The organism is Pseudomonas sp. Marseille-Q0931 (genome assembly GCF_940789645.1).
Lineage (GTDB): Bacteria > Pseudomonadota > Gammaproteobacteria > Pseudomonadales > Pseudomonadaceae > Aquipseudomonas.
The window spans coordinates 313,593-339,030 of record NZ_CALNWT010000002.1 but is presented as its reverse complement, the minus strand read 5'-3'; the positions used below and the strand labels follow the sequence as shown (position 1 = coordinate 339,030).

General features: G+C 64.9%; 23 protein-coding genes. 14 read left to right on the top strand and 9 right to left on the bottom strand.

Translation table 11 applies throughout. The features are described from left to right. Positions 1-93 precede the first annotated feature (93 nt). The 3 genes from P3C50_RS07810 to P3C50_RS07800 all read left to right on the top strand — a co-directional run bounded on the left by P3C50_RS07810 (position 94) and on the right by P3C50_RS07800 (position 3,667). The gene (locus P3C50_RS07810; RefSeq protein ID WP_197858042.1) at positions 94-1,581 is read left to right on the top strand and encodes an NCS1 family nucleobase:cation symporter-1; all 1,488 of its coding nucleotides are present in this window, start codon (positions 94-96) and stop codon (positions 1,579-1,581) included. A gap of 74 nt (positions 1,582-1,655) precedes the next feature. Further along, the gene (locus P3C50_RS07805) at positions 1,656-2,939 is read left to right on the top strand and encodes a Zn-dependent hydrolase (RefSeq protein WP_197858041.1); all 1,284 of its coding nucleotides are present in this window, start codon (positions 1,656-1,658) and stop codon (positions 2,937-2,939) included. A gap of 281 nt (positions 2,940-3,220) precedes the next feature. Next, positions 3,221-3,667, top strand: coding sequence for a c-type cytochrome (locus tag P3C50_RS07800; RefSeq protein ID WP_275545564.1), 447 nt, complete (start codon positions 3,221-3,223; stop codon positions 3,665-3,667). Here P3C50_RS07800 and P3C50_RS07795 read toward each other — a convergent pair. From P3C50_RS07795 to P3C50_RS07780, 4 genes are all read right to left on the bottom strand, one after another. Continuing rightward, the gene (locus P3C50_RS07795) at positions 3,661-4,056 is read right to left on the bottom strand and encodes a DUF1090 domain-containing protein (RefSeq protein WP_275545563.1); all 396 of its coding nucleotides are present in this window, start codon (positions 4,054-4,056) and stop codon (positions 3,661-3,663) included. The genes P3C50_RS07800 and P3C50_RS07795 overlap by 7 nt on opposite strands. 82 nt (positions 4,057-4,138) lie before the next feature. After that, a complete protein-coding gene (gene ligB, locus P3C50_RS07790; protein ID WP_275545562.1) occupies positions 4,139-5,830 on the bottom strand; it encodes an NAD-dependent DNA ligase LigB in 1,692 nt (563 codons plus the stop codon). 454 nt (positions 5,831-6,284) lie between these two features. Beyond that, a complete protein-coding gene (gene metK / locus P3C50_RS07785; protein WP_275545561.1) occupies positions 6,285-7,475 on the bottom strand; it encodes a methionine adenosyltransferase in 1,191 nt (396 codons plus the stop codon). Then, positions 7,476-8,477, bottom strand: coding sequence for a metalloregulator ArsR/SmtB family transcription factor (locus P3C50_RS07780; RefSeq protein WP_275545560.1), 1,002 nt, complete (start codon positions 8,475-8,477; stop codon positions 7,476-7,478). It lies immediately after the preceding gene. Positions 8,478-8,767: 290 nt separating this feature from the next. On the opposite strand from P3C50_RS07780, the gene tkt reads away from it, so the two are divergent. The 6 genes from tkt (at position 8,768) to fba (ending at position 14,908) form a co-directional block, all read left to right on the top strand. Next, complete coding sequence (gene tkt, locus P3C50_RS07775; protein ID WP_275545559.1) at positions 8,768-10,768, top strand: transketolase; 2,001 nt, start codon at positions 8,768-8,770, stop codon at positions 10,766-10,768. Between the two features lie 87 nt (positions 10,769-10,855). Continuing rightward, positions 10,856-11,926, top strand: coding sequence for an erythrose-4-phosphate dehydrogenase (epd, locus tag P3C50_RS07770; protein WP_275545558.1), 1,071 nt, complete (start codon positions 10,856-10,858; stop codon positions 11,924-11,926). Between the two features lie 3 nt (positions 11,927-11,929). Continuing rightward, positions 11,930-13,090: a phosphoglycerate kinase gene (locus P3C50_RS07765; protein WP_275545557.1), complete on the top strand. Its 1,161-nt coding sequence runs from the start codon at positions 11,930-11,932 to the stop codon at positions 13,088-13,090. 104 nt (positions 13,091-13,194) lie between these two features. Continuing rightward, entirely contained in the window at positions 13,195-13,380 is a 186-nt protein-coding gene (locus tag P3C50_RS07760) for a hypothetical protein (RefSeq protein WP_275545556.1), read from the top strand. A gap of 28 nt (positions 13,381-13,408) precedes the next feature. After that, positions 13,409-13,720 (top strand): MliC family protein, encoded by a 312-nt coding sequence (locus P3C50_RS07755; RefSeq protein ID WP_178101821.1) that lies wholly within the window; start codon positions 13,409-13,411, stop codon positions 13,718-13,720. A gap of 123 nt (positions 13,721-13,843) precedes the next feature. Then, positions 13,844-14,908: a class II fructose-bisphosphate aldolase gene (fba, locus tag P3C50_RS07750; protein WP_275545555.1), complete on the top strand. Its 1,065-nt coding sequence runs from the start codon at positions 13,844-13,846 to the stop codon at positions 14,906-14,908. A 77-nt stretch (positions 14,909-14,985) separates the two neighbouring features. On the opposite strand, the gene P3C50_RS07745 is transcribed toward fba, so the two are convergent. Continuing rightward, entirely contained in the window at positions 14,986-15,669 is a 684-nt protein-coding gene (locus P3C50_RS07745) for a polysaccharide lyase family 7 protein (protein WP_275545554.1), read from the bottom strand. A 370-nt stretch (positions 15,670-16,039) separates the two neighbouring features. On the opposite strand from P3C50_RS07745, the gene P3C50_RS07740 reads away from it, so the two are divergent. From P3C50_RS07740 to P3C50_RS07730, 3 genes are read left to right on the top strand one after another with little or no spacing between them, the layout of a single operon-like run. After that, positions 16,040-16,516 carry a hypothetical protein gene (locus P3C50_RS07740; protein WP_275545553.1) on the top strand — a complete coding sequence of 159 codons (477 nt, stop codon included), beginning with the start codon at positions 16,040-16,042 and terminating at the stop codon, positions 16,514-16,516. Between the two features lie 13 nt (positions 16,517-16,529). Next, positions 16,530-17,630: a PQQ-dependent sugar dehydrogenase gene (locus P3C50_RS07735; RefSeq protein WP_275545552.1), complete on the top strand. Its 1,101-nt coding sequence runs from the start codon at positions 16,530-16,532 to the stop codon at positions 17,628-17,630. A 39-nt stretch (positions 17,631-17,669) separates the two neighbouring features. Then, entirely contained in the window at positions 17,670-18,170 is a 501-nt protein-coding gene (locus P3C50_RS07730; protein WP_197858119.1) for a YgjP-like metallopeptidase domain-containing protein, read from the top strand. Between the two features lie 25 nt (positions 18,171-18,195). On the opposite strand, the gene P3C50_RS07725 is transcribed toward P3C50_RS07730, so the two are convergent. From P3C50_RS07725 to yccS, 4 genes are all read right to left on the bottom strand, one after another. Beyond that, a complete protein-coding gene (locus tag P3C50_RS07725; protein ID WP_275545717.1) occupies positions 18,196-18,429 on the bottom strand; it encodes a DUF2789 domain-containing protein in 234 nt (77 codons plus the stop codon). A 62-nt stretch (positions 18,430-18,491) separates the two neighbouring features. After that, on the bottom strand, positions 18,492-18,974 hold the full coding sequence (locus P3C50_RS07720) for a transcription elongation factor GreAB (protein ID WP_275545551.1): 483 nt from the start codon (positions 18,972-18,974) through the stop codon (positions 18,492-18,494). 43 nt (positions 18,975-19,017) lie between these two features. Next, positions 19,018-20,823, bottom strand: coding sequence for a diguanylate cyclase (locus P3C50_RS07715; protein WP_275545550.1), 1,806 nt, complete (start codon positions 20,821-20,823; stop codon positions 19,018-19,020). Positions 20,824-20,880: 57 nt separating this feature from the next. Then, on the bottom strand, positions 20,881-23,052 hold the full coding sequence (gene yccS / locus P3C50_RS07710; RefSeq protein WP_275545549.1) for a YccS family putative transporter: 2,172 nt from the start codon (positions 23,050-23,052) through the stop codon (positions 20,881-20,883). Positions 23,053-23,336: 284 nt separating this feature from the next. Between yccS and P3C50_RS07705 the strand changes: the two genes are divergently transcribed. Together P3C50_RS07705 and P3C50_RS07700 are read left to right on the top strand one after the other, a co-directional pair. Then, positions 23,337-24,653, top strand: coding sequence for an NfeD family protein (locus P3C50_RS07705; protein WP_275545716.1), 1,317 nt, complete (start codon positions 23,337-23,339; stop codon positions 24,651-24,653). Then, positions 24,653-25,414: a slipin family protein gene (locus P3C50_RS07700; RefSeq protein WP_197858025.1), complete on the top strand. Its 762-nt coding sequence runs from the start codon at positions 24,653-24,655 to the stop codon at positions 25,412-25,414. The genes P3C50_RS07705 and P3C50_RS07700 overlap by 1 nt, the downstream gene beginning before the upstream one ends. Positions 25,415-25,438 lie beyond the last annotated feature (24 nt).

The following is a 25,438-nucleotide window of genomic DNA, read 5'->3' as shown; positions in this document are numbered from 1 at the left end:
TGAGTGGTGCTGCCTCCGTGCTGGCCGGTTCCTGAACTCCGGCCATCGAATTAGCCCGATGCGCTAACAATCAGAAAAATACTGGAGAGGCCCATGCAGCAGAACAGATCGGAAGTGACCGAGCGGGAGGGCTTGTATGAGCTGAACGCTGGCAGCGACGTACTGGACAGCCCGCGCTACAACCACGACATCGCCCCGACCAAGGTGCATCAGCGAACCTGGAACAAGTGGCATATCACCGCGTTGTGGGTCGGCATGTCGATCTGCGTGCCCACCTACACCCTGGGTGGCGTGCTCACCGCGTATTTCGGCCTGTCGGTGGGCGAGGCGCTGCTGGCGATTCTGCTGGCCAACGTGGTGGTGCTGATCCCGCTGACCCTCAATGCCTTCGCCGGCACCAAGTACGGCATCCCGTTCCCGGTATTGCTGCGCTCCTCGTTCGGCATACTCGGCTCCAACGTGCCTTGCCTGATCCGCGCCGTAGTGGCCTGCGGCTGGTTCGGCATCCAGACCATGTTCGGAGGCCTGGCCATTCACCTGTTGCTGGGCTCGATCTTCGACGGTTGGAAAGCGCTCGGCGGTACCGGCGAAGTGATCGGCTTCATGATCTTCTGGGTACTCAACCTATGGATCGTGCTGCGTGGCGCCGAGTCGATCAAATGGCTGGAAACCCTGTCGGCGCCGTTGCTGGTGCTGGTTGGGGCGGGGCTGTTGGTATGGGCACTGCCCAATGTGTCGATGAGCGAGCTGCTGGCGCGGCCGGCCAATCGCCCGGAAGGCGCCAGCGTCATCGGCTACTTCCTCGCCGGGCTGACCGCCATGGTCGGTTTCTGGGCCACCCTGTCGCTGAACATTCCGGATTTCAGCCGCTACGCGAAGAGCCAGAAAGACCAGATTCTCGGGCAGATCTTTGGCCTGCCGCTGACCATGTTCCTTTTCGCTGCGCTCGGCGTGGTGATGACCGCCGCTTCGGAATCGCTGGTGGGGCAGACGGTAGCCGATCCCGTCAGTCTGATCGGGCATATCCAGAGCCCTGGCTGGGTCGCCCTGGCGATGGCGCTGATCATCGTCGCGACCTTGTCGACCAATACTGCGGCGAACATCGTTTCACCGACCAACGACTTCCAGAACATCGCGCCCAAGCTGATCGATCGCACCAAGGCGGTGATCCTCACCGGCCTGATCGGTCTCGGCCTGATGGCCCATGAACTGCTGAAGAAACTTGGCCTGCTGGTTTCCGAGCTGAGCCTGGAGAGCGTGTATTCCAACTGGCTGCTGGGTTACTCCAGCCTACTGGGGCCGATTGCCGGGATCATGGTGGTCGACTACTTCCTGATCAAGAAGCAACAGCTGGACCTGGCTGGCCTTTACCACGATGACGTTTATCCGGCGTGGAACTGGACGGGCTTCGCCGCTTTCGCCGTGCCGGTCGCGCTGACCCTGCTGTCGCTCGGCAGCAGCTCGTTCAGCTGGTTCTACGACTACGGCTGGTTTACCGGCTCCTTCCTGGGCGGCTTGATCTATTTCGGCTTGTGCAGCCTGCGTAGCACAAGGCCGGTGGTAGCCAAGGCGCCGGTTTAAGGCAACAGCAGCGTGACCCGGAGGACGCGCCCTGATGCGCGTCTCAGACAACCAGAGAGGCCGAGGAAATGACCATGAACACTGCCACCGAGGTTCTGCAATCCAGCCAGTCGCACATTAACGGCGAGCGGCTGTGGCAATCACTGATGGAGCTTGCGCAGCTCGGGGCCACCGTCAAGGGCGGGGTATGTCGCCTGGCGCTGACCGACCTCGATCGCCAGGCGCGCGACCTGTTCGTACGCTGGTGTGAGGACGCAGGCTGCAGCGTAACGGTGGACGGCGTCGGCAACATCTTCGCTCGTCGCCCCGGGCGCAACTCCGCCCTGCCACCGGTGATGACCGGCAGCCATATCGATACCCAGCCCACCGGTGGCAAGTTCGACGGTTGCTTTGGCGTGCTGGCCGGCGTCGAGGTGCTGCGTACCCTGAATGACCTGGGCGTGCAGACCGAAGCGCCGCTGGAAGTCGTGGTGTGGACCAATGAGGAAGGCTCGCGCTTCGCCCCCTGCATGATGGGCTCGGGGGTCTTCGCTGAAAAATTCACCTTGGAAGAAACCCTGGCCAAGCGTGACGCGGAAGGCGTCAGCGTCGGCGAGGCACTCAATGCCATTGGCTACGCCGGCCCGCGGGCGGTGAGCGGTCATCCCGTGGGCGCCTACTTCGAAGCGCACATCGAGCAGGGGCCGATTCTCGAAGATCAAGAAAAGACCATCGGCGTGGTGCTTGGCGCGCTCGGGCAGAAGTGGTTCGACCTCAGCCTGAAGGGTGTCGAAGCCCACGCCGGGCCGACCCCGATGCACCTGCGCAAGGATGCCCTGGTCGGCGCTGCGGCCGTGGTCGCGGCGGTCAATCGGGTGGCGCTCGAGCATCAACCGCATGCTTGCGGCACCGTCGGTTGCCTGCAGGCGTACCCTGGCTCGCGCAATGTGATTCCCGGCGAGGTACGCATGACGCTGGACTTCCGCCATCTCGAGCCGGCGCGCCTGGATTCGATGATCGCGCAGGTGCGCGGCGTGATCGAGGCGACCTGCGCCAAGCATGGGCTCAGCTTCGAACTGACGCCGACTGCAGACTTTCCACCGCTGTATTTCGATCAGGGTTGCGTCGAGGCAGTGCGCAGCGCGGCGGCGGGACTGGGCTTGTCGCATATGGACATCGTCAGTGGCGCCGGACACGACGCGATCTTCGTCGCCGAGCTGGGCCCGGCCGGGATGATCTTCGTGCCGTGCGAAGGAGGCATCAGCCACAACGAAATCGAGAACGCCGCTCCGGCTGACCTCGCCGCAGGCTGCGCAGTGCTACTACGCGCCATGCTCGCGGCCTCCATGGCATTGGCGGAGGGAAGGCTGGCGGCCTGACTGGCGAATCAGCAGCGGCTGCCGCCCTCGTTAGGGAGAGGCTGCGCACCCCTTTACCGGCTGCGGAGCCTCCATGGTCCGCGCCTGCGGGTGCGTCCTGGTTCCTATCCGGAGCGGCGACTGCCAGTTTCCTCGGTTCAACAGTCAGTTGGGGCGTTTCCGTACCTGAACCCTGGCTGACCGAAGGACGCGAAAGACAGCCGTTGTGACAAGAGGTCGCTTGGCCCGACCGGAGCGAGCCGCGATACTGGCGGCCCCTTGTCACCCTGGGAAGTCGTTCGATGGTCCTAAAGAAACTCCTCCTCACCTGCGTCTGCGTGACATTGGCCGCGTGTGGCGGGGTCGATCCCGAGTCGCCGTTGGGTAAGCGCCAGGCGTTGTTCAAGCAGATGCTCAAGGTCAGCGAAGACCTCGGCGGCATGCTGCGCAATCGCATTCCCTACGACGAAGCTGCCTTCATCAGCGGCGCTGCCGAGCTCGATAGGCTGTCGCGCGAGCCCTGGCAGCATTTCCCCTCGGTGGCCGACGACGAGCGCAGCAAGGCCAGCCCGGACGTCTGGCAGCGCCAGGAGCAGTTTCAGAAAATGGCGCGCGATCTGGAGCAGGCCACCGCTGCACTGGTGCAGGCGACGACCACGCCGCCGCTACGCCGCTCCGAGTTGGAGCCTGCGGTACAGGCCGTCGAGGATAGCTGCGAGGCCTGCCACAAGGCGTTCCGCGCTTACTGATCGACGCTCGCTTCGGCTTTGGCCTGCTGCAGTTCGGCGCGCGCTTCGGCCAGCTTGGCCTGACGCTTGGCGATCTTCTCCTGATCGCCCGTGCCCATGGCTTCGCGCAGATCCTTTTCGCGCTCCTGCACTTCCTCACGCGCTTCCTTGACGCTAGCCAGGCGCTCCTCATGCAGCGAAGCGTCTTCGCAATGGGCATCGACGTTGCCCAGTGCTCGCCGCAGCCCATCCAGTTCTCTGGTATTGCCGCTCTGCTGCGCGGCGTCGATCTTCTCCTGAAGCACTTGGCGTTTGACGGCGCAGCCACCTTCGCCGTCGGCGGCGAGCAACGGCATGGCATTCAGATTGGCGGCCAGCAGCAGGCCGAACAAAGCGGTATGACGGATCATGATCTTTCTCCTTGGGTCTCTTTCGAAGTGACCTTGACGGTCGCGCGAGGTTCGACCCGATTGAGCCATTGCCTGACCTGGATCAACTGCGCGGTGGATGTGGCGCTGGCTCGAAGCCGGCAACGCCGGCCCGCTGCAATCGCTCGCCAAGGCGCTGCACCTCCGGATGGCTGAAAAAGGCTTGCAGGCGCTCGGCGCTCTTCGGGCCGACGCCCGGATGTTGCAGCCAGTCCTCCTGGCTGCGAGACAGCAGCGCTGGCCAGTCATCCTCCTCGCGTAACTGCAGACCCGGCGGCACGCCAAGTGCCAGCAGCCACTGCTGCATCGAGCGTTGCTGGGCTTTGGCAAAGGCCTGCTGCAACTGCGCGGCGCGCCGTGGGCCGATCCCCGGCAGTAGCTGCAGTTGCTGACTGTCGAGCTCCAGCCAGTCGAGCAGGCCATGCAGTTGCTCGCCGGCCAGCAACGTATTCCAGGTGCCCGGTCCGACGCCTGGCAGGTTAAGACCCCGTTTGCCGGCGAGCCAGTTCAGTCGGGCATGAAACTGCTGCTGACATTCAGCGCTCAGTCGCCAGCAGCTCAGGGCGTGGTAGCGGCCAGGATCGGGCGCGTGCACCTCTGCGCGCTCAGGGCTGCGCCAGATCACCTGGTCGAGGCGTGGAATGGTCAGGCCCGCCAGGCGTATCGACACTTGATCGCCCGGGCGTATGTCCAAGTTCTCCCAGGCTTGCAGCGAACCCAGGGCCACGCGGCTGATGCGTCGTTCATCGAGGTCGACCGGCTGCAGGCGCAGGATCGGCGTGATGCGCCCCGTGCGGCCGATGCTGAAGTCCACCGCCTGGACCACGGCCAGCGCCTGGCTGGCCGGGTATTTCCAGGCGATTGCCCAATGCGGCGCCTCGGCCTGCCAGCGTTCGCCAGAGGGGCGCGCGCCCTGGCGCAGCACCACGCCGTCGCTGGCGAATGGCAGCGGCTGATCGAACCAGCGTCGGCGCCAGTGGCTGGCCTGGTCCGGGCTCTGCAACGCCTGCGTGTAATGCGGGCTGTCGCTGAAGCCGAGCCTGTGCAGGGCTCGCAGGCGCTCGGGCATCTGCTCGGGGCCGTCCGGCCAGTCCCAGACGAACAGGCCGACGGCGTCAGTCTCGTGCTCGTCCAGGGTCTGTCGCGCCATCAGGCCGGCAACCTTGCCCCGCGCACCAGCGCCACCGTCACGGCTTTGCACGTGATCGTCCAGGCGCCAGTAAAGCTCGCCATGCAGCACGGCGTCGAGTGGCTCCGGCAATTGACTCGGTACACCTGGCAATTGCCGGGCGCGGGCCGTCCAGTCCTGTCCCTGGCGTCCGTCACCGCGGCTAATGGCTTGCTGAAGCAGGCCGTTGCGGTAGACCAGCGTGACTGCGACGCCATCGACTTTGGGCTGAATCCACAGGTCATCGCGGCTGGCGATCCATTCGGCTACCGCCGCGTCGTTCAGCTTGCGCAGACCGGTTTGTGCCACCGGGTGAGCGAGCTTGCCCGTGCTGCCCGCCAGCGGTTCCGGCAGGGGGTCGAGAGCGCCTGGAAAACACTGGTGCCAGGATTGCAGGCGCTCGCGAGCCTGATCATAGATCTCATCGGCGACCAGCGAGCGGCCCTGGTTGTGGTAGGCGTCGTCCCATTCGGCGATCTGCTGGCCAAGGGCAAAGAGTTCGGTCTTGGCGCGGCTGGCCGGCCAGTCGGGGCAGAGGGACGCCTGGGCGGTGAATGGGAACAGCAGCAGCGCGATCCAGCGTTTCATGGCAAGCATCCGTGCTTGGGGAGGTAAACTTCAGACTAGACCAATTCGTCGCCTGCGTCGGTTCCGCTTCGGCAATGAAAAAGCCCCGTACACTCAGGCGCGGGTGAAGCGCTCTGATTGGGCGGAGCTGAGCAACTGTGGTAGCGGCCTTGGCCGCGTTGTTTTTCCATCCCGTTCGCGGACAAGTCCGCTCCCACAAGAACTGCTGCTTTTGCCATCAGTGGTTAGGGGGAACCAGTCGCGTAGCCCGGATGCAATCCGGGCTGCGAACGGTGGGGGAGGCTTGGCTGCGATGTTTCTTCTTCACCCCTTTCGCGGACAAGTCCGCTCCCACAAGAGCGGTAGCCTCTTCCCCGGCCCTCTCCCATAGTGGGAGAGGAGGCGCCAAGCGCGTGCTGCCTTGAATGAGCAGCGTTACCGCGCTGGGCGGGGCTTCGAGTGACGCCTGAGGGTCTTACAGGCCGGCAGCGGCGCGCAGGTCGGCAGCCTTGTCGGTGCGTTCCCAGGTGAAAGTGGTGAAGCTGTCGTTGCCGACGGTCCTGGACTCGGGCGTGCGGCCGAAGTGGCCGTAGGCGGCGGTGTCCTGATACATCGGGTGCAGCAGGTCGAGCATGCGGGTGATGGCGTAGGGACGCAGGTCGAACACTTCACGCACCAGCTGAATGATCTTCTCTTCGGCGATCTTGTGGGTGCCGAAGGTGTTGATCGAGATGGAGGTCGGCTGGGCCACGCCGATGGCGTAGGACACCTGGATCTCGCAGCGCTCGGCCAGGCCGGCGGCAACGATGTTCTTGGCCACGTAGCGGCCGGCGTAGGCGGCGCTGCGGTCGACCTTGGACGGGTCCTTGCCGGAGAAGGCGCCGCCGCCGTGACGGGCCATGCCGCCGTAGCTGTCGACGATGATCTTGCGCCCGGTCAGGCCGCAGTCGCCCACCGGGCCGCCGATGATGAACTGGCCGGTCGGGTTGATGTGGAACTGGGTGTCCTTGTGCAGCAGCTCGGCCGGCAGCACGTGCTTGACGATCAGTTCCATCACGCCGTCGCGCAGGTCGTCGTATTTCACTTCCGGGTTGTGCTGGGTGGACAGCACGACCGCGTCGATGGCCGCGACCTTGCCGTTTTCGTAGCGGCAGGTGACCTGGGACTTGGCATCCGGACGCAACCACGGCAGCAGGCCGGACTTGCGCGCCTCGGCCTGACGCTCGACCAGGCGGTGCGAGAAGCAGATCGGTGCCGGCATCAGTACGTCGGTCTCGTTGCTGGCGTAACCGAACATCAGGCCCTGGTCGCCAGCGCCCTGGTCTTCCGGCTTGGCGCGGTCGACGCCCTGGTTGATGTCCGGGGACTGCTTGCCAATGATGTTGAGTACGCCGCAGGTGGCGCCGTCGAAGCCGACATCGCTGCTGGTGTAGCCGATATCGCAGATCACGTCGCGGACGATCTGCTCCAGGTCGACCCAGGCGCTGGTGGTCACTTCACCGGCGACGATGGCCACGCCGGTCTTGACCAGGGTTTCCACGGCCACGCGGGCGTGCTTGTCCTGGGCGATGATGGCGTCGAGCACCGCATCGGAGATCTGGTCGGCGATCTTGTCCGGATGCCCCTCGGACACGGACTCGGAGGTAAACAGGGAATATTCGCTCATCTATCGGTTCCTTTCTTGCCGGAGGCTGAAGGCGCTGTGCGCGTCGGGTTTGGCAAAGTGCCGTAATTGAATCTGAAAGCCGTTTTTCAGGCCGATGTACAGGCTTTCGCCGGGCGTCAGGCCGGCGGCCGTCGCCCAGCGCGCCAGGTCTTCCTGTTCGAAGCCGAGCCACAGATCGCCACAGGCTTCGCGGGCCCAGCTCTGGTCATGGCTGCACAGCTCGCTGAGCAGCAGGCTGCCACCTGGGGCGACCAGCCCGGCCAGCTTGCGAAAGGCCTCGGCCGGCGTGGCGAAGTGATGCAGCACCATGTTCAGCACCACGCAGTCTGCCGGCCGTTGTTCGTCCTGTAGCGCATCGGCCAGCTTCAGCTCGACGTTATGCAGGTTTTCGGCAGCGCAACGCTGGCTGGCCAGTTCGAGCATAGCCGGGCTGTTGTCCAGCGCCGTGACCTGGGCGAAACGCCGCGCCAGCTCGGGTAGGAAGGCGCCGTCGCCCGGGCCGATTTCCAGCGCCGTGGCGCTCGGCGTGAAATGCAGGGCATCGAGCAGGGCCAGCAGGCTGTCGCGGTACTGCGGCAGGCCGGCGATCAGGTCCTGCTGGGCCTGGAAACTGGCGGCCATGCGTGCGAAGAAGTCGCGGCTGACGGTGGCGCGCTGCTGATGCACGGTGGCAATGCGCGCCTGCACGTCGCCGGGCAGCGGCAGTTCGTCGATGTCCTCCAGCAGGGCAGCGTGTAGGCGGCCGTTGGGCAGGGCGCGACGGTAGAAGACGGCGTTGCCTTCGCGGCGCGTGGCCACCAGTCCAGCCTGGGCCAACACCTTGAGGTGGTGGCTCATGCCCGACTGGCCGATGGCGAAGATTTGCGCCAACTCCAGCACACCGAACGAGTCGTTGCTCAGCGCGCGCAGCACGTTCAGCCGCAGTGCATCACCGCCGGCCTTGCACAGGGCGGCGAGTTCATCGCAAGGGTCGAATTCCAGTTGAGGTGCGCGCAGGGTCATGCGGCGCAGTCTAGTCGGTCATTTTTCATACAGCAATACCAATATCAAAAAGTTTTGATATTGGCTCGGGGTGGGTTGGCGCCCAGGCGTTACAGTGCACGCCGGTCATGCTGGCACGGGGCGGCGGTGGGCCTGGCAAACAGCCTTGCGCAGAGTGTTCCAAGCGAAACAGGCGGGCTGATTTCGGCTCTACGACCATCTGTCATTGCTCCGCGGGGCCCGGCTGGGCGAAAATACACGCCTTTTTTCGCCCCCTTCATTCAGAAGCAGCCCCCGTAGGAGATTCAGCGATGCCCAGCCGTCGTGAGCGAGCCAATGCCATTCGTGCCCTCAGCATGGATGCTGTGCAGAAAGCCAACAGCGGCCACCCCGGTGCCCCCATGGGCATGGCGGACATCGCCGAAGTGCTGTGGCGCGACTACCTGAAGCACAATCCGGCCAACCCGAACTTCGCTGATCGTGACCGCTTCGTGCTGTCCAACGGCCACGGCTCGATGCTGATCTACTCGCTGCTGCACCTGACCGGCTACGACCTGTCGATCGACGACCTGAAGAACTTCCGCCAGCTGCACAGCAAGACCCCGGGCCACCCGGAGTTCGGCTATGCGCCAGGCGTCGAGACCACCACCGGCCCGCTCGGCCAGGGCATCGCCAACGCCGTGGGCTTCGCCCTGGCGGAAAAGATCATGGCGGCGCAGTTCAACCGCGACGGCCACAACATCGTCGATCACCACACCTACGTGTTCCTCGGCGACGGCTGCATGATGGAAGGTATCAGCCATGAAGTCTGCTCGCTGGCCGGCACCCTGGGCCTGGGCAAGCTGATCGCCTTCTACGACGACAACGGCATCTCCATCGACGGCGAAGTGCACGGCTGGTTCACCGATGACACCCCGGCACGCTTCGAAGCCTACGGTTGGCAGGTGATCCGCAACGTCGACGGCCATGATGCCGACGAAATCAAGATGGCCATCGACACCGCGCGCAAGTCCAGCGACCGTCCGACGCTGATCTGCTGCAAGACCATCATCGGCTTCGGTTCGCCGAACAAGCAGGGCAAGGAAGAATCCCACGGCGCCGCTCTGGGCCACGACGAAATCGCCCTGACCCGCGCTGCCCTGAACTGGAACCACGCGCCGTTCGAAATCCCGGCCGACATCTATGCCGAGTGGGATGCCAAGGAAGCCGGTCTGGCTGCCGAAGCCGAGTGGGATCAGCGCTTCGCTGCCTACTCCGCCGCCTACCCTGAGCTGGCCAACGAATTCGTGCGCCGTATGGCAGGCGAGCTGCCAGCCGATTTCTCCGAAAAGGCCAGCGAGTTCATCCGCGCCGTCGCCGAGAAGGGCGAAACCATCGCCAGCCGCAAGGCCAGCCAGAACTGCCTGAACGCCTTTGGCCCGCTGCTGCCGGAGCTGCTGGGTGGCTCGGCTGACCTGGCCGGTTCCAACCTGACCCTGTGGAAGGGCTGCAAGCCGGTGGTCGCCGAAGATGCCTCGGGCAACTACATGTACTACGGCGTACGCGAATTCGGCATGAGCGCGATCATGAACGGCATCGCCCTGCACGGCGGCCTGATCCCCTACGGCGCGACCTTCCTGATGTTCATGGAATACGCGCGCAACGCGGTGCGCATGTCGGCGCTGATGAAGCAGCGCGTGCTCTACGTGTTCACCCACGACTCCATCGGCCTCGGTGAAGACGGCCCGACCCACCAGCCGGTCGAGCAACTGACCAGCCTGCGCACCACGCCGAACCTGGACACCTGGCGCCCGGCGGATACCGTCGAAGCCGCGGTGGCCTGGAAACACTCGGTCGAGCGCAAGGACGGCCCGAGCGCGCTGATCTTCTCGCGCCAGAACCTGCCGCATAACCTGCGCGACCATGAAACCGAAGCGGCCATCAGTCGCGGCGGCTACGTGCTCAAGGACTGCGCCGGCGAGCCGGAGCTGATCCTGATCGCCACCGGCTCGGAAGTCGGCCTGGCCATCCAGGCCGCCGACAAGCTGAGCGAGCAGGGTCGCCAGGTGCGCGTGGTGTCGATGCCGTCGACCAACGTCTTCGACCAGCAGGACGCCGCCTACAAGCAGTCCGTACTGCCGCTGCAGGTCACCGCGCGGATCGCCATCGAAGCCGCCCACGCTGACTTCTGGTACAAGTACGTCGGCCTCGAAGGTTGCATCATCGGCATGGACACCTACGGCGAGTCGGCGCCTGCCGGTCAGCTGTTCGAGCATTTCGGCTTCACCGTCGAGAACATCATCGGCACTGCCGAAGAGCTGCTCGACGCCTAAGCACCGTTCTTGGAAGCGAGCACTGCGCGGAACCTCTGGTCTCGCACAGGGCTCGCCGGCCAGGTTTCTCTTTCCTTGTGAGCGCCTATGCCACGCCATCGCCCCTATCGCGTTGCCCTCAACGGCTATGGCCGTATTGGCCGTTGCGTGCTGCGCGCGTTGCACGAGCGTGGTAATGCCGCGAGCCTGGAAATCGTCGCGCTCAACGACCTGGCCGACCAGGCCAGCATCGAATACCTGACCCGCTTCGACTCCACCCACGGGCGCTTTCCTGGCGAGGTGAAGGTCGATGGCGACTGCCTGCACATCAACGGCGACTGCGTGAAGGTGTTGCGTCAGAGCGAGCCGGAGGCCGTCGACTGGGCGGCGCTGGATATCGACCTGCTGCTCGAATGCTCGGGGCAGTACACCACGCGTGCCGACGCCGAGCGTTTCCTCGATGCCGGCGCACCGCGCGTACTGCTGTCGCAGCCGATGGCGAGCGAGGCGGATATCGACGCCACCGTCGTCTTCGGCGTCAATCAGCAGTGCCTGAGCGGCGCCGAGCGCCTGGTGTCGAACGCCTCCTGTACCACCAACTGCGGCGTACCGCTGTTGAAACTTCTCGATGAGGTGGTGGGTCTGGAATACGTCTCCATTACCACCATCCACTCGGCGATGAACGACCAGCCCGTAATCGATGCCTATCACCACGAAGACCTGCGCCGCACGCGCTCGGCCTTCCAGTCGGTGATCCCGGTATCCACCGGGCTGGCCCGTGGTATCGAGCGCCTGCTGCCAGAGCTGGCCGGGCGCATCCAGGCCAAGGCCATCCGCGTGCCGACGGTCAACGTCTCCTGCCTGGACATTACCCTGCAGACCGCGCGCGACACCTCGGCAGAAGAGATCAACCGTGTGCTGCGCCTGGCAGCGGAAAGCGGCCCGCTCAAGGGACTGCTGGCCTACACCGAATTGCCGCATGCCAGCTGCGACTTCAACCATGACCCGCACTCGGCCATCGTCGACGGCAGCCAGACCCGCGTGTCCGGCCCGCGCCTGGTCAATCTGCTGGCCTGGTTCGACAACGAGTGGGGCTTCGCCAACCGCATGCTCGATGTCGCCGAACATTTTCTCGCTGTATCCACTTCCCCCTTGCAACCAGCCTTTGTGAAGGACTGATCCATGACCGTTCTGAAGATGACCGACCTCGACCTCAACGGTAAGCGCGTGCTGATCCGCGAAGACCTCAACGTCCCGGTGAAGGACGGTGTGGTCAAGAGCGACGCGCGTATCCTCGCCTCGCTGCCGACCATCAAGCTGGCGCTGGAAAAAGGCGCGGCCGTACTGGTTTGCTCGCACCTCGGGCGCCCGGAAGAAGGTGTCTACAGCGAGGAAGACAGCCTGGCGCCCGTCGCCGCTTACCTGAGCAAGGCCCTCGGCCGCGAAGTACCGCTGGTCAAGGACTACCTCGGTGGTGTCGAGGTCAAGGCCGGTGAGCTGGTGCTGCTGGAGAACGTGCGTTTCAACAAGGGCGAGAAGAAGAACAGCGACGAGCTGGCCCAGCAGTACGCCGCCCTGTGCGACGTGTTCGTGATGGACGCCTTCGGTACTGCCCACCGCGCCCAGGGCTCGACCCACGGCGTGGCCAAGTTCGCCAAGGTCGCCTGCGCCGGCCCGCTGCTGGCTGCCGAGCTGGACGCCCTGGGCAAGGCCTTGGACAAGCCGGCCCGGCCGATGCTGGCCATCGTCGCCGGCTCCAAGGTGTCGACCAAGCTCGACGTGCTCAACTCGCTGGCGGACATCTGCGATTCGCTGATCGTCGGTGGCGGCATCGCCAACACCTTCCTCGCTGCTGCCGGCCTGCCGGTGGGCAAGTCGCTGTATGAGGCCGATCTGGTCGACACCGCCAAGGCCATCGCGGCCAAGGTCAGCGTACCGCTGCCGGTCGATGTGGTGGTGGCCAAGGCCTTCGCCGAAGACGCCGAAGCCACCGTCAAGTCGGTTCAGGACGTCGCTGAAGACGACATGATCCTCGACATCGGCCCGCAGACTGCCAAACAGTTCGCCGAGATGCTCAAGGCCTCGCAGACCATTCTGTGGAACGGCCCGGTCGGCGTGTTCGAGTTCGACCAGTTCGGCAACGGCACCAAGGCCCTGGCCCTGGCCATTGCCGAGAGCCCGGCGTTCTCCATCGCTGGCGGTGGCGACACCCTGGCGGCCATCGACAAGTACGGCGTGGGCGAGAAGATTTCCTACATTTCCACCGGTGGCGGTGCGTTCCTCGAGTTCGTCGAGGGCAAGGTACTGCCGGCCGTGGAAGTGCTGGAGCAGCGCGCACAATAAAGGCGAGCCAGGGTGATGGGTGTCACCCAGCGCCCCGGCTGATTAAACCCTGACGCGAACGGGTGGTCTGTAGAAAACCGGATCATCGTACAAGGAGTCGTGTCATGGACAAGTTAGCCGCATTGAGCGTGATTGGTATGTTGCTGGCCGGTTGTGCCGGCGGTGGTCGGGAGGCGGCCTGCGAGGTCTTCAGCCCTGCGCAGATCGAAACCCCGACCACTCAGGATGATCAGCGTGTCGAGCAAAGCACTGGCCAGCCTACTGGCCCGGCGCCGGAACAGCGTTGCTGACGAGGAGAGGTAATTGAGCGGGATCAAACTGGCGGGGCTCGCTGCCATCGCCCTGCTGCTGGCAGCCTGCAGCAACCAGCCGGCCGCGCCGGATCAGTGGAATCGCTGGGTGTGCGACAGCCAGGCCGAAGTCCAGTGGCGCTTCGCCAATGGCAGCTTCGATCAGGTGGACGTGCGCCTGGGCGGTGACGACATCGTCTATCGCCTGACTCAGGAGCCGGCCGCCTCCGGCGCGCTGTACAGCGATGGGCGTCTATCCTTCCACACCAAGGGTGAGGAAGGTCTGGTCTACTGGACGGCCACCGATGACCTGATAGGCCGCGGCTGCAAGGCTCCGTAACATCCTCGGTGATGCCGAGGCGAGAGCGGCGGGCGTGTCCCAGCTTCACGAAACTTGAACAACGCCTGCCCCTGCGGCAGGCTTGCACGATTAACGACCTCCAAACCGGGAGACAGAAACACCATGGCACTTATCAGCATGCGCCAGATGCTCGACCACGCCGCCGAATTCGGCTACGGCGTGCCGGCCTTCAACGTCAACAACCTCGAGCAGATGCGCGCCATCATGGAAGCCGCCGACAAGACCGATTCGCCGGTCATCGTCCAGGCCTCCGCTGGTGCCCGCAAGTACGCCGGTGCGCCGTTCCTGCGCCACCTGATCCTGGCTGCCATCGAAGAATTCCCGCACATTCCGGTGTGCATGCACCAGGACCACGGCACCAGCCCTGACGTGTGCCAGCGCTCCATCCAGCTGGGCTTTTCCTCGGTCATGATGGACGGCTCGCTGAAGGAAGACGGCAAGACCCCGGCCGACTACGACTACAACGTCCGCGTGACCCAGCAGACCGTGGCGTTCGCCCACGCCTGTGGCGTTTCGGTGGAAGGCGAGCTGGGCTGCCTGGGTAGCCTGGAAACCGGCATGGCCGGTGAGGAAGACGGCGTCGGCGCCGAAGGCGTGCTGGATCACAGCCAACTACTGACCGACCCGGAAGAAGCCGCCGACTTCGTCAAGAAGACTCAGGTCGATGCCCTGGCCATCGCCATCGGCACCAGCCACGGCGCCTACAAGTTCACCAAGCCGCCAACCGGCGACGTGCTCTCCATCGAGCGCATCAAGGAAATTCACAAGCGCATCCCCAATACCCACCTGGTGATGCACGGCTCCTCCTCCGTTCCGCAGGAATGGCTGAAGGTGATCAACGAATTCGGCGGCGACATCAAGGAAACCTACGGTGTGCCGGTCGAGGAAATCGTCGAAGGCATCAAGCACGGCGTGCGTAAGGTCAACATCGACACCGACCTGCGTCTGGCTTCCACCGGCGCCATCCGCCGCATGATGGCCGAGCACCCGAGCGAGTTCGACCCGCGCAAGTTCTTCGCCAAGACCATCGTCGCCATGCGTGACATCTGCATCGCCCGCTACGAAGCCTTCGGCACCGCTGGCAATGCCTCCAAGATCAAGCCGATCTCCCTGGAAGGCATGTTCCAGCGCTACGCCAGCGGCGAGCTGAACGCCAAGGTCAACTAAGCCCGGCGCGTTGCATGCAAACGCCGCGGTTCCTCACGGAGCCGCGGCGTTTTTTTATGGCGTGCGTTCAGGTCGCGTCAGTTCGCGGCACCCACCAGCGAGCGGTGTTCGATCTTGAGCAGATCGAAGCGCGCGGCGCCGGCTTCGGTTTCATACCCGGTGTTGTCCTGGGTGTAGACCCCGGCCTTGAAGTAAAGCGGTTTGATCGCCCAGGTCGGCTCCACTCGGGTGTTCCAGTTGATGCTGTTGAGGCTGATGGCCAGGGTGCCGTCGGGTTTCAGGTTGATAACGTAGCGAAACGGCTGGTTCAGACGGATGCCGCTGGCGATGTTCACCACCTGAATCTCCGACGTTGGCGTTACACGGACCTTGGCGACGATATTGCCGTCGGCGGTTTTGGTCTTGTACTGGTACTCCAGCTTGAGTAGCGGCTCGGAACTTTTCAGCGCGTGGATCTGGCCGATGACGATCTTGCCGGTGGACGGCACCTGGCTGACGCTCAGTGACGCACGCAGGAAATTGTCCGCCTCCGGGTAGGTCCAGTTGCGCAGACGGCCGTCGGCGAAGGTTTCGCGCAGTTCGGTGCGGGGGTATTTCGCGCTCTCGGTCGTGGTGCCATTGACCGGCGCCCAGAAAAAGATGGCGCCTTCCTTGGACTGGAAATAGTGATCCTGGTAACCACCAGTCAAAACGCGGGTCTCGATGGTGGTCGCGGGGACGCCGACTGGAACGCTGAGATTCCACATGGCGAGTTCGATCATGTTCAAAAGCTCCTGAAAAAGGAAACTTCAGTCGGGGGCACATCTCATCCAGGAGTCAGTAACGGCTTACTTGGCGTTCCAGCCGGTGACGCGCGAGCTAGAAGGGTGGCAGGGCTGCCTTCACGGGCGGCGAGTGCGCTCGTGGCGCGCTTTATAACGGAAACCGGGGCAAAAGCGTGATAGCCGTCCATCGTCTTATTGGCGCCAATATAAAGTCATTATCATTGGCACTTCGATCCGTCGTGCCGCCGCTCAAAAGCGAGGGTGGAGGCGACACCCGGCACAGGTAAAACCCTGTAAAACACCCAGGGAATAACGGTCGGTGGGGTGCGCCATAATTCGCGCACTGTCGTTCCGGGAACCGTCATCCATGTCCAGCAAGCCGCGCCTGTTGTTCGCCTTTCTCCTCGCCGTGTTGCTGGCTTCGCTGCTTGCCTCGATCTTCCAGACCCAGACCAACCTTGCCGCCCTGCAGGCTCTGGGGGCGCCGGTGCCAATGGATGTGCGCGTTGGCACCACCTGCCTCGACCTGCTTGGTTTCGCCCCCACCTTTATCCTGCTCAGTGCGCTGGGCTTTCTCGTCGCCCTACCGTTGGCCATGTGGTGTGCGCGACGTATGCCGATGCTGCGCTGGCTGATCTTCGTTCTGGCGGGCGCGCTGGCCATCTGGTCGGCACTGGCGCTGGCCAACGCCGTTGCGCCGATGCCAACGCTGATCGCCGCTGATCGCAGCCCGTACGGCACGCTCGGGCTAATGGCCTGCGGCAGCGTCGGCGCATTGCTGTTCGGCCTGCTGGGCCGGCGTGTGCGCTACCGGACGCGCCCGACCCCTTCCGACTCCCTGTGACAAGGCGTTGCCTATGTTGAGAAGTACCCGCGCGCTATTGCTCGGCGCCCTGTTCGTCAGTGCGCCCGTGCTGGCGCTGGATTACCGCATCGAGACCTTCAGCGAAGGCCTGGAGAATCCATGGGCGATGGCCTTCCTGCCGGATGGGCGCATGCTGGTCACCGAGCGCGTCGGGCGCCTGCGCATCATCGAGGCCGACGGCAGTGTCGACTCGGAACCTGTCGCGGGCCTGCCCGAGGCGTTCATCGCGGCCCAGGCCGGGCTGATGGAGGTGGCGCTGGACCCGGACTACGGCGAAAACCGCTGGCTGTACCTGACCTACGCGCACGGCTCGCTGGAGGCTAACAACACGCGCCTGGCCCGTGCCCGCCTGGTGGACGACGAGCTGCATGACTTCGAGGTGCTGTTCACCGCCCAGCCGCTCAAGGCCGGAGCTTCGCACTATGGCGGGCGTATCGCCTTTCTCGCTGACAAGACCCTGGTGCTGACCCTGGGCGACGGCTTCGACTGGCGTGAGGAGGCGCAGAACCCGGCCAATCACCTGGGCAAAGTCGTGCGCCTGAACCGCGACGGCAGCGTGCCGCAGGACAATCCACTTGTGGAGCAAGAAGGGGCCGCGCCGGAGATCTACAGCCTCGGCCACCGCAACGTCCAGGGTATCTTCTTCGACGCCGAGAGTGGCCGCCTGTACAGCCACGAGCACGGCCCGCGCGGGGGAGACGAGCTCAACCTGATCGAGGCTGGCAGCAACTACGGTTGGCCGCTGGCGACCTTCGGCATCGATTACACCGGCGCGCGGATCAGCCCCTACACCGAGTTGCCGGGGCTGACCGCCCCCCTGCTGCACTGGACGCCGTCGGTCGCGCCGTCGAGCCTGACGCTGTATCGCGGCGAGCTGTTCCCCGAGTGGCAGGGCGATCTGTTCGCCGCCACCCTGGCCGAGCGCAGCGTGCGCCGCATTCGTGTGCGCGACGGCATGCTGGCCGGTGAGGAGGTGCTGTTCGAAGAGCTGGACGAGCGTATTCGTGACGTGCGCAGTGGGCCGGACGGCGCCCTCTACCTGCTCACCGATAACCCGCAGGGGCGTCTGTTGCGTGTGGTTCCCAGCGAGTGATGCGCCATCCGGTACACTGACGGTCCAGATGAAAGCGGGATCGTATCGTTGAAGTATCTACAGGGTTATCCGGTTGCCGTGCAGCAGCAGGTTCGCCAGCTGATCGCCGATGATCGGTTGGGCGGTTACCTGGCGCAGCGTTATCCGGGGCGACACGAAGTGCAGAGCGACAAGGCGCTGTACGGCTATGTGATGGCGCTCAAGCAGGAACACCTGAAGAACGCACCGGCTATCGACAAGGTGCTCTACGACAATCGCCTCGACCTCACCCATCGCGCCTTGGGGCTGCACACGGCGATCTCGCGCGTGCAGGGCGGCAAGCTCAAGGCCAAGAAGGAGATTCGCGTCGCCTCGCTGTTTCGCGACGCCGCGCCGGCCTTTCTGCAAATGATCGTGGTGCACGAGCTGGCGCACCTGAAGGAGGCCGAGCACAACAAGGCCTTCTACAAGCTTTGCGACCATATGCTGCCGGGCTACGCGCAGATCGAATTCGACCTGCGCATGTTCCTGACCTGGCGCGAGATGACGGCGGCTAACTGAGCCGCCGGTGCGCTGCCCCGCGAGCTCAGCTGTGCAGGCGCACGTTGAGCTGGTCGACCACTGGCGCCCAGTCGGCGTCCTCGAGAATCTCGTCGCGCAGCAGCGCGGCCTGCGCAGGCGTCCAGAACGGGGCTTCGGACAGCTTGCAGGCGTCCGGTAGCGGCGAATGGGTGCTGATGAAGGCGTTGATACTGGCGGCATCGTCGGGCAGGCCGAGCTGCTTGAACAGCGCGGGCAGGCTGTGCACGGGGTTTTCCATGACGAACTCTCCAAACGTAAGGGTCATCGATAATTACCCTGCTTTGGCCCGGATAGTTCCGCTCACTCGACCATCACGACCTCGAAGGTCTGCAGCCGCTGGCCCATCGGCAGGGTGATTTCGTCGCCGGGGTGCTTGCCGAGTAGCAGGCGCCCCAGCGGCGCAGCATTGCCCAGTACCTGGATGCTCTGCCCGGCATGCTGCAGCTTCATGCTAGCGCCCTGCGGGCCGAGAAACAGCCACTGCTGGTGATCGTCTTCGCTGGCAAGCAGAATCAGCGCACCCAGTTCGATGCCTTGCGCCTCGTCGAATGGCCGCGGGCGCAACTGGCGCCAGGTGATCAGGGTCTGGCGCAGTTCTTCGACTCGGCGTGCCTGGCCGCTGGCCAAATAAGCGGCCTCCAGGCCCAGGGTGTCGTACTTGTTCTCGGCGACGTTCTCTTCATGGGTGGCCGCTTCATGGGCGGTGAGGGCAGCGAGGCTGGCCTGCTCGAGGTCGGCCTGCAGATGGGTGAGCACGTCTTGCAGCAGCAGATTCTTGTCCATGGAGCGTTATCGGTTCGGGTGAGGCGATGGGCCATGCCCATCTTCAAGGATTTTGGGTAGCCAGTTGTACACGGTTGCGCCCTTCGGCCTTGGCCCGGTACATGGCCGCGTCGGCCAGGCGAATCAGCGTGGTGGCATCGTCGCCGCCGCGGGTCAGGGCGATGCCGATGCTGGCACCGACGCGTACGGCACGATCTTCTAGATACATCGGCGTGTCCAGCCCTTCCAGCAAGCGCTTGGCCAGGTCCTGGGCATCCTCGGCCGACTGCACGTTCTCGCAGATCACCACGAACTCGTCGCCGCCCAGGCGCGCCGGCAGGTCGGCGTCGCGGATGTACTGGCGCAGGCGTCTGGCGATCTCGGCCAGCACCTGGTCGCCAAAGCCGTGGCCGTGCTGATCGTTGATCGGCTTGAAGCCATCGAGGTCGATCAGCATCACGGCGAGCAGTTCGTCACGGCGCAGGCTGCGTGCCAGGGCCTGTTCCAGGTGCTGCTGCAGCGCGGTGCGATTGGCCAGGCCGGTCAGCGGGTCCTGCAGCGCCAGTTCGCTGAGGCGCTGGTTGGCCTGCTGCAGCGCCAGGGTGCGTTCGGTGACGCGCTTGGCCAGGACCTGCTCATTGAGTTGCAACGCCGCCTCGCGCTGGCGCTTGAGTTCGTTGAAGCGCGCGGCCAGGGCGAAGGACAGCAGGATCATCTCCAGCCCCGAACCGATCTGCATGGCGTACAGGGTTAGAAAGTTCGACGGGATCAAGGCGAAGTTGCGCAGCGCCAGCAGCACAGCGCCGGTCAGTAGCATCAGCCAGGCCAGGGCGAACAGGCGCGCACCGGGCACCCGGTAGCCGACGCAGACGAAGCTGGTGACCAGCAACGTCAGGGTGGCGACCAGCCCGGTCAGCGACATCAGCTGCAACGCGCGCTGTACCGGCAGTAGCACTGTCGCCACCACGGCGGCGCCGATAGCGATGCACAGTATCAGCAGGCCTCTGTCCCAGCGCGGCAGCCACTGACGGGTATCGAGGAAGCTGCGGGCGAAGATCACCGACAGCAGGGCCGCCGACGTCAGGCTGACCGGCAGCATGCGGTTGCTCCAGGGCGCAGCCTCGGACCACAGATACTGCGCGCCAAGGCCGTTGAGCGAGAGCACGCTGAGGGCGAAGGCGCACATGAACAGCACGTAGTTGAGGAAGGGTCGTTCGCGCAGGGCGAGAAACAGCAGCAGGTTGTACAGGCCCAGCGCGATCAGGACGCCGAAGTAGATGGCATGCACCAGGTAACCGTTCTGGCTGTGCTGCTCGAAATCGCGCGCGGGCATCAGCGCGCCGCTGAGGGTCATGCTGCCGCGCGAATCGACGCGCAGGTACAGCGTGCGCAGCTCGCCAGGTTGCAGGGTGACCTCGAATACCGGATAGCGATGACCGACGGCGCGCTCGGCGTAGGGCACGGTATCGCCGCTGCGTGACTCGCGCACGCCATCGGCGCCAACGTCGTACAGGCGCACTTCATCCAGCGAGGCGTAGTTCAACTCCAGGCGCCAGGCGCGTGTCTGCTGGGCGTCCGATTGCAGTGCCAGGCGCAGCCAGATCACCCCCGGCACATAACCGAAGCTCAGATCGCGGCGCTTCAGTGAGGACTCAAATGGCGCGTCGGCGGCGCGAACGTCGTCCAGGCTCAGGGTGCCCTGAGGATCGGCGAGAAAATCCACCAGGCCATGAAGATCCTGCGCCGCGCTGGCGTCGCCCAGACGCGTGGCAGCGAAGGAGAGCTGGCTGGCCAGCAGCAGGCAGCACACCAGCAGCAGACCCGGCAACGAGACCGGAAAGGCAGGGGCGGTGTGTCGGTTGGCTGGCATGGGCAAGGCCTGGGAAATAGGCGTCGTCAGATAGTGGCAGAAAGCCCCATGAGCCTGCTAGTGGCGATCCTTCTGCAGGTGCGCCGCCAGGGTGCGCAGCGGCGCGAGCTGGCGGCAGATCAGCGCCAACTGCGTTTGCACCAGACGCTGGCGTTCGTCGACGTCATCGGCGATCTGCTCCAGGCTTTGCGCCAGGGCCTGTTCCTCGTCGCTGTGAATGGCCAGCGGTTGCTCCCCGCGCAGGCCAGTGGCGATTTCATCGAGACTGCTCGCCAGCGCTTCGGCCTGTTCCAGCAGCTGTGCCTGGGCCGCCTGCGGCAACTGCTCGCCGCGATGTGCGCCGAGTGCGGAGAGGTAGCTGAGCAGGGTGTGCGACAGCACCAGGAAGCGAAAGCCGAGGTCGGCGTCCTTACGGAAGTGGCCCGGCTCCATCAGCATGTTGCCGAGGGTGGTGGACAGCGCCGCGTCGGCGTTGTGCGCGTTGCGTCGGGCCAGGCGGTAGCCGAGGTCGTCACGCTTGCCGCGTGCGTACTGGGCGATGATCTGCCTCAGGTAGGCACTGTTGCAGCTCAGCGTGCCGGCGAGCATGCGGCCCAGGCGCCGGCCTTGCCAGTCCGGCAGGATCAGGAACACTGCCAGCCCGGCGATCATGCCGCCGAGCAGGGTGTCGACCAGGCGCGGCAGGAACAGGCCATAGCCATCGCCGACCTGGTTGAAGCAGAACAGCACCAGCAGGGTGATCGCCGTCGTGGCCAGGGTGTAGCGGGTGGCGCGTGTGGCGAAGAAGGCGACCCCGGCGACCACGGCGAACAGCGCCTGGATACGCGGATCGGGGAACAGGTCGAACAGCGCCCAGCCTATCCCCAGGCCGAGCAGGGTGCCGACGATGCGCTGCACCAGCTTCAGGCGCGTGGCGCCGTAGTTCGGCTGGCAGACGAACAGGGTGGTCAGCAGAATCCAGTAGCCCTGGGTCGGATGAATCAGGTGCAGCAGGCCGTAACCGGCGGCCAGGGCGATGGACAGGCGCAGCGCGTGGCGAAACAGCAGCGAGGTGGGTGTCAGCTGCTGGCCGATGCGCTCGGCCACTTCACGCAGTGAATGCGGTTCGCGATCGAGCAGGCTGCTGTCCTGTTCGTCGGCCAGGGCATCGGGGTTGCTGGCATTGCCCAGCAGCAGGTCGAGGCTGGCGAGGTTGCCGGCCAGTGCGCCGAGCGAGCGTAGCAGGCGGCGCCAGGCCGGGTTGCTCTGCAGATGCAGATGGTCGAGCGAGGCATGCAGATCTTCCAGCGCCTGGCTGCACAGCTCGCGGTATTCGAAGGGCTGGCGCAGTTCGATGGCGCTGCCCAGGCGTTCGCAGGCTTCGCCGTGTAGGCGCAGCAGGCGCTGGCAGCGAAACAGCACGTCGCTGTGGAAGAAGGCCTCGGCCAGCTCGTTGTAAGGGTAGTGCGAGGAGCTGGCGCGTTCGTGAATGTCCTGGGCGAGAAAGTACAGCTTCAGGTAGCGATTGACCTTGGGCCCGGGACGGCCATTGCCGACCCGGTGCAGGATGATCTCCTTGGCCGCGTTGAGCGCCGATACCACGCGCCCGTTCTGCTGCGCCAGTTCCAGGCGGCGCTGCTCGACGTCCAGCTGGCGCACCGGTTCGAACAATGCCGCCTTGAGCTTGAGGTACTTGCCCAGCTCGCGAAACAGCCTGGCCAGGCTCTGCTGCACCGGCTGATGGGCGAACAGGCCATGCCAGATCACCGACAGCAGGCCGTACCAGGCCGCGCCAGCGACCAGCAGCAACGGCTCCAGCCATAGACCGGCGACACCGCCGCGTTGCTCGACGCCGATCATGCTGTACACGGCGAGGATCAGCGTGCCGGAGCCGAGCGTGGCGAAACGCTCGCCCAGGGCGCCAAGCAGCGTCAGGCAGAACGCCGACAGTGCCAGGGCGATGACGAACAACCAGGGGTAGGGAAAGAGAAACTCCACAGCGTAGGCCGCTGCACTGAAGCAGCCCAACGTGACCAGCACCGCGCCGAGGCGGCCCTGCCAGCTGTCGTCGGTCTCGGTCAGCGCACTGGCGATAATGCCGAGAAAGAGCGGGATCAGCCCGTGCGTCCAGCCCTGCCACCAGCACAACGCGAGGGCGCCGGCCAGGGCGATGAATACCCGCAGGCTGGCACTGAACTTGTCCAGCGCCCAGAGACGGCGCAGCGAGTGGCGAAGGCGAGAGCGGGGCATAGGTGACCTGGTGGAAGTAGACGCGAGCAGCCTACCGGAACTGCATGACCGCTGGGTATCCGTCTGCACCCAATAGCCATGCCTGGCGCCTCGCTTCACCCGCTCGTACATGCCCTGTAGCACATCCGCTCGCCCGGTCGAGGGAGTCGCAGAAGGGCCTGGACTATGCTCAGTCAGGTCCCGCTGCCACATCTTCGGTACCACCGCGGGCCTGGGAGTCGAACGTGTCACCTGGCTGGTTGCGTCTGTGTCTGTGCGCTCTGATCCTCTGCGGATCGGCGGGGGTGAGTGCGGCGCCGGGCGCAGTGGTGCGCTTGCAGGTGGATGGCGTGATCGGCCCGGCCAGTGCCGATTATCTGGTGCGCGGCTTGGCCAGGGCGGTGGACGAAGGCGCGCAGTTGGTGGTGATCGAAATCGACACCCCCGGCGGCCTGGACAGCTCCATGCGCGCCATCATCAAGGCGATTCTCGCCAGCCCCGTTCCGGTCGCAACGCATGTCGCACCCGGTGGCGCGCGGGCGGCCAGCGCCGGTACCTACATCCTCTACGCCAGCCATGTGGCCGCCATGGCGCCGGGGACCAATCTCGGCGCCGCCACGCCAGTGGCCATCGGCATGCCGGGCTCGCCCGAGGGAGACGGCAAGAGCGAGTCGAACAAACCGACACAAGACCAAAGAGGCTCGGACGACGCCATGACCGCCAAGCAGGTCAACGACGCCGCGGCCTACATTCGCGGGCTGGCCAATATGCGCGGACGCAACGCCGAATGGGCCGAGCAGGCGGTGCGCGAAGCCGTCAGCCTGTCTGCCGAGGAGGCGCTGGAACGCAAGGTGATCGACTATCTGTCCGGCGATACCAGCGATCTGCTGCGCCAGCTAGATGGCAAGACCCTGCAGGCGGCAGGCGTCGAGCAGACCCTGGCCACGGCCGGCGCGCCGCTGATCAGCCACGCACCGGACTGGCGCACTCGCCTGCTGGCGGTGATCACCAACCCCAGCGTGGCGCTGATCCTGATGATGATCGGCATCTACGGGCTGTTCTTCGAATTCGCCAACCCCGGCAGTGGCGTTGGCGGCGTGCTCGGCGGCATCAGTCTGGTGCTCGCGCTCTACGCCCTGCAATTGCTGCCGGTGAACTACGCCGGCGTGGCGCTGATTCTGCTCGGCATTGCCTTCATCACCGCCGAGGCCTTCCTGCCCAGCTTCGGCGTGCTCGGCATCGGCGGGGTGGTGGCGTTCGTATTCGGCGGGCTGATCCTGATCGATACCGATGTGCCGGGCTTCGGTATTCCGCTGGCGCTGATCGTCACCCTGGCGCTGATCAGCGCTGCGCTGGTCCTGGCCATCGTCGGCATGGCGCTCAGGGCTAGACGCCGTCAGCAGGTGGCCGGTGCCAGCGGTGTGGTGGGCAGCCTGGTGGCGGTCGCTGCGGTGCGCGACGACGATCCGCACGCCGGTTGGGTAGCGCTGCAGGGCGAACGCTGGCAGGTGCAAGGCACCGCGCCGTTGCGCCCCGGGCAACGGGTACGAGTCACTGCGCGCGACGGCGTGCATCTGCAGGTCAGCGCGGTGGATGAGCCACCGCCTCAAGGAGGTCACTGATGGGTTTCGAATTGAGCTTCATTGCACTGGCGATCATCGTTCTGGGGTTGCTCGTCTCTTCCTTTCGCATCCTGCGCGAATACGAGCGCGGCGTGGTGTTCCAGCTCGGCCGTTTCTGGCGGGTCAAGGGCCCGGGGCTGATCCTGATCATCCCCGGCCTGCAACAGATGGTGCGGGTCGACCTGCGCACCATCGTTCTCGACGTACCGCCGCAGGATGTGATCTCCCGCGACAACGTCTCGGTCAAGGTCAACGCGGTGATCTACTTCCGCGTGCTCGACCCCCAGAACGCGATCATCCAGGTCGAGGATTACATGGTCGCCACCAGCCAGCTGGCGCAGACCACGCTGCGCGCGGTGCTCGGCAAGCACGACCTGGACCAGATGCTCGCCGAGCGCGAACAGCTCAACTCCGATATCCAGCAGGTGCTGGATGCGCAGACCGACGCCTGGGGCATCAAGGTCGCCAATGTCGAGATCAAGCACGTCGACATCAACGAATCGATGGTGCGCGCCATCGCCCGCCAGGCCGAAGCCGAACGCGAGCGGCGAGCCAAGGTGATTCACGCCGAAGGCGAGCTGCAGGCCTCGGAGAAACTGATGCAGGCCGCCGAGATACTCGGCCGGCAGAGTGGCGCCATGCAACTGCGCTACATGCAGACGCTGAGCAACATCGCCAGCGACAAGAACTCGACCATCGTCTTCCCGCTGCCGGTGGAGCTGCTGCGCGGTATTGTCGACTTGAAGGAGCCCAAAGCTTGAGTTTTGAACCGTTCGGTTCTAAAT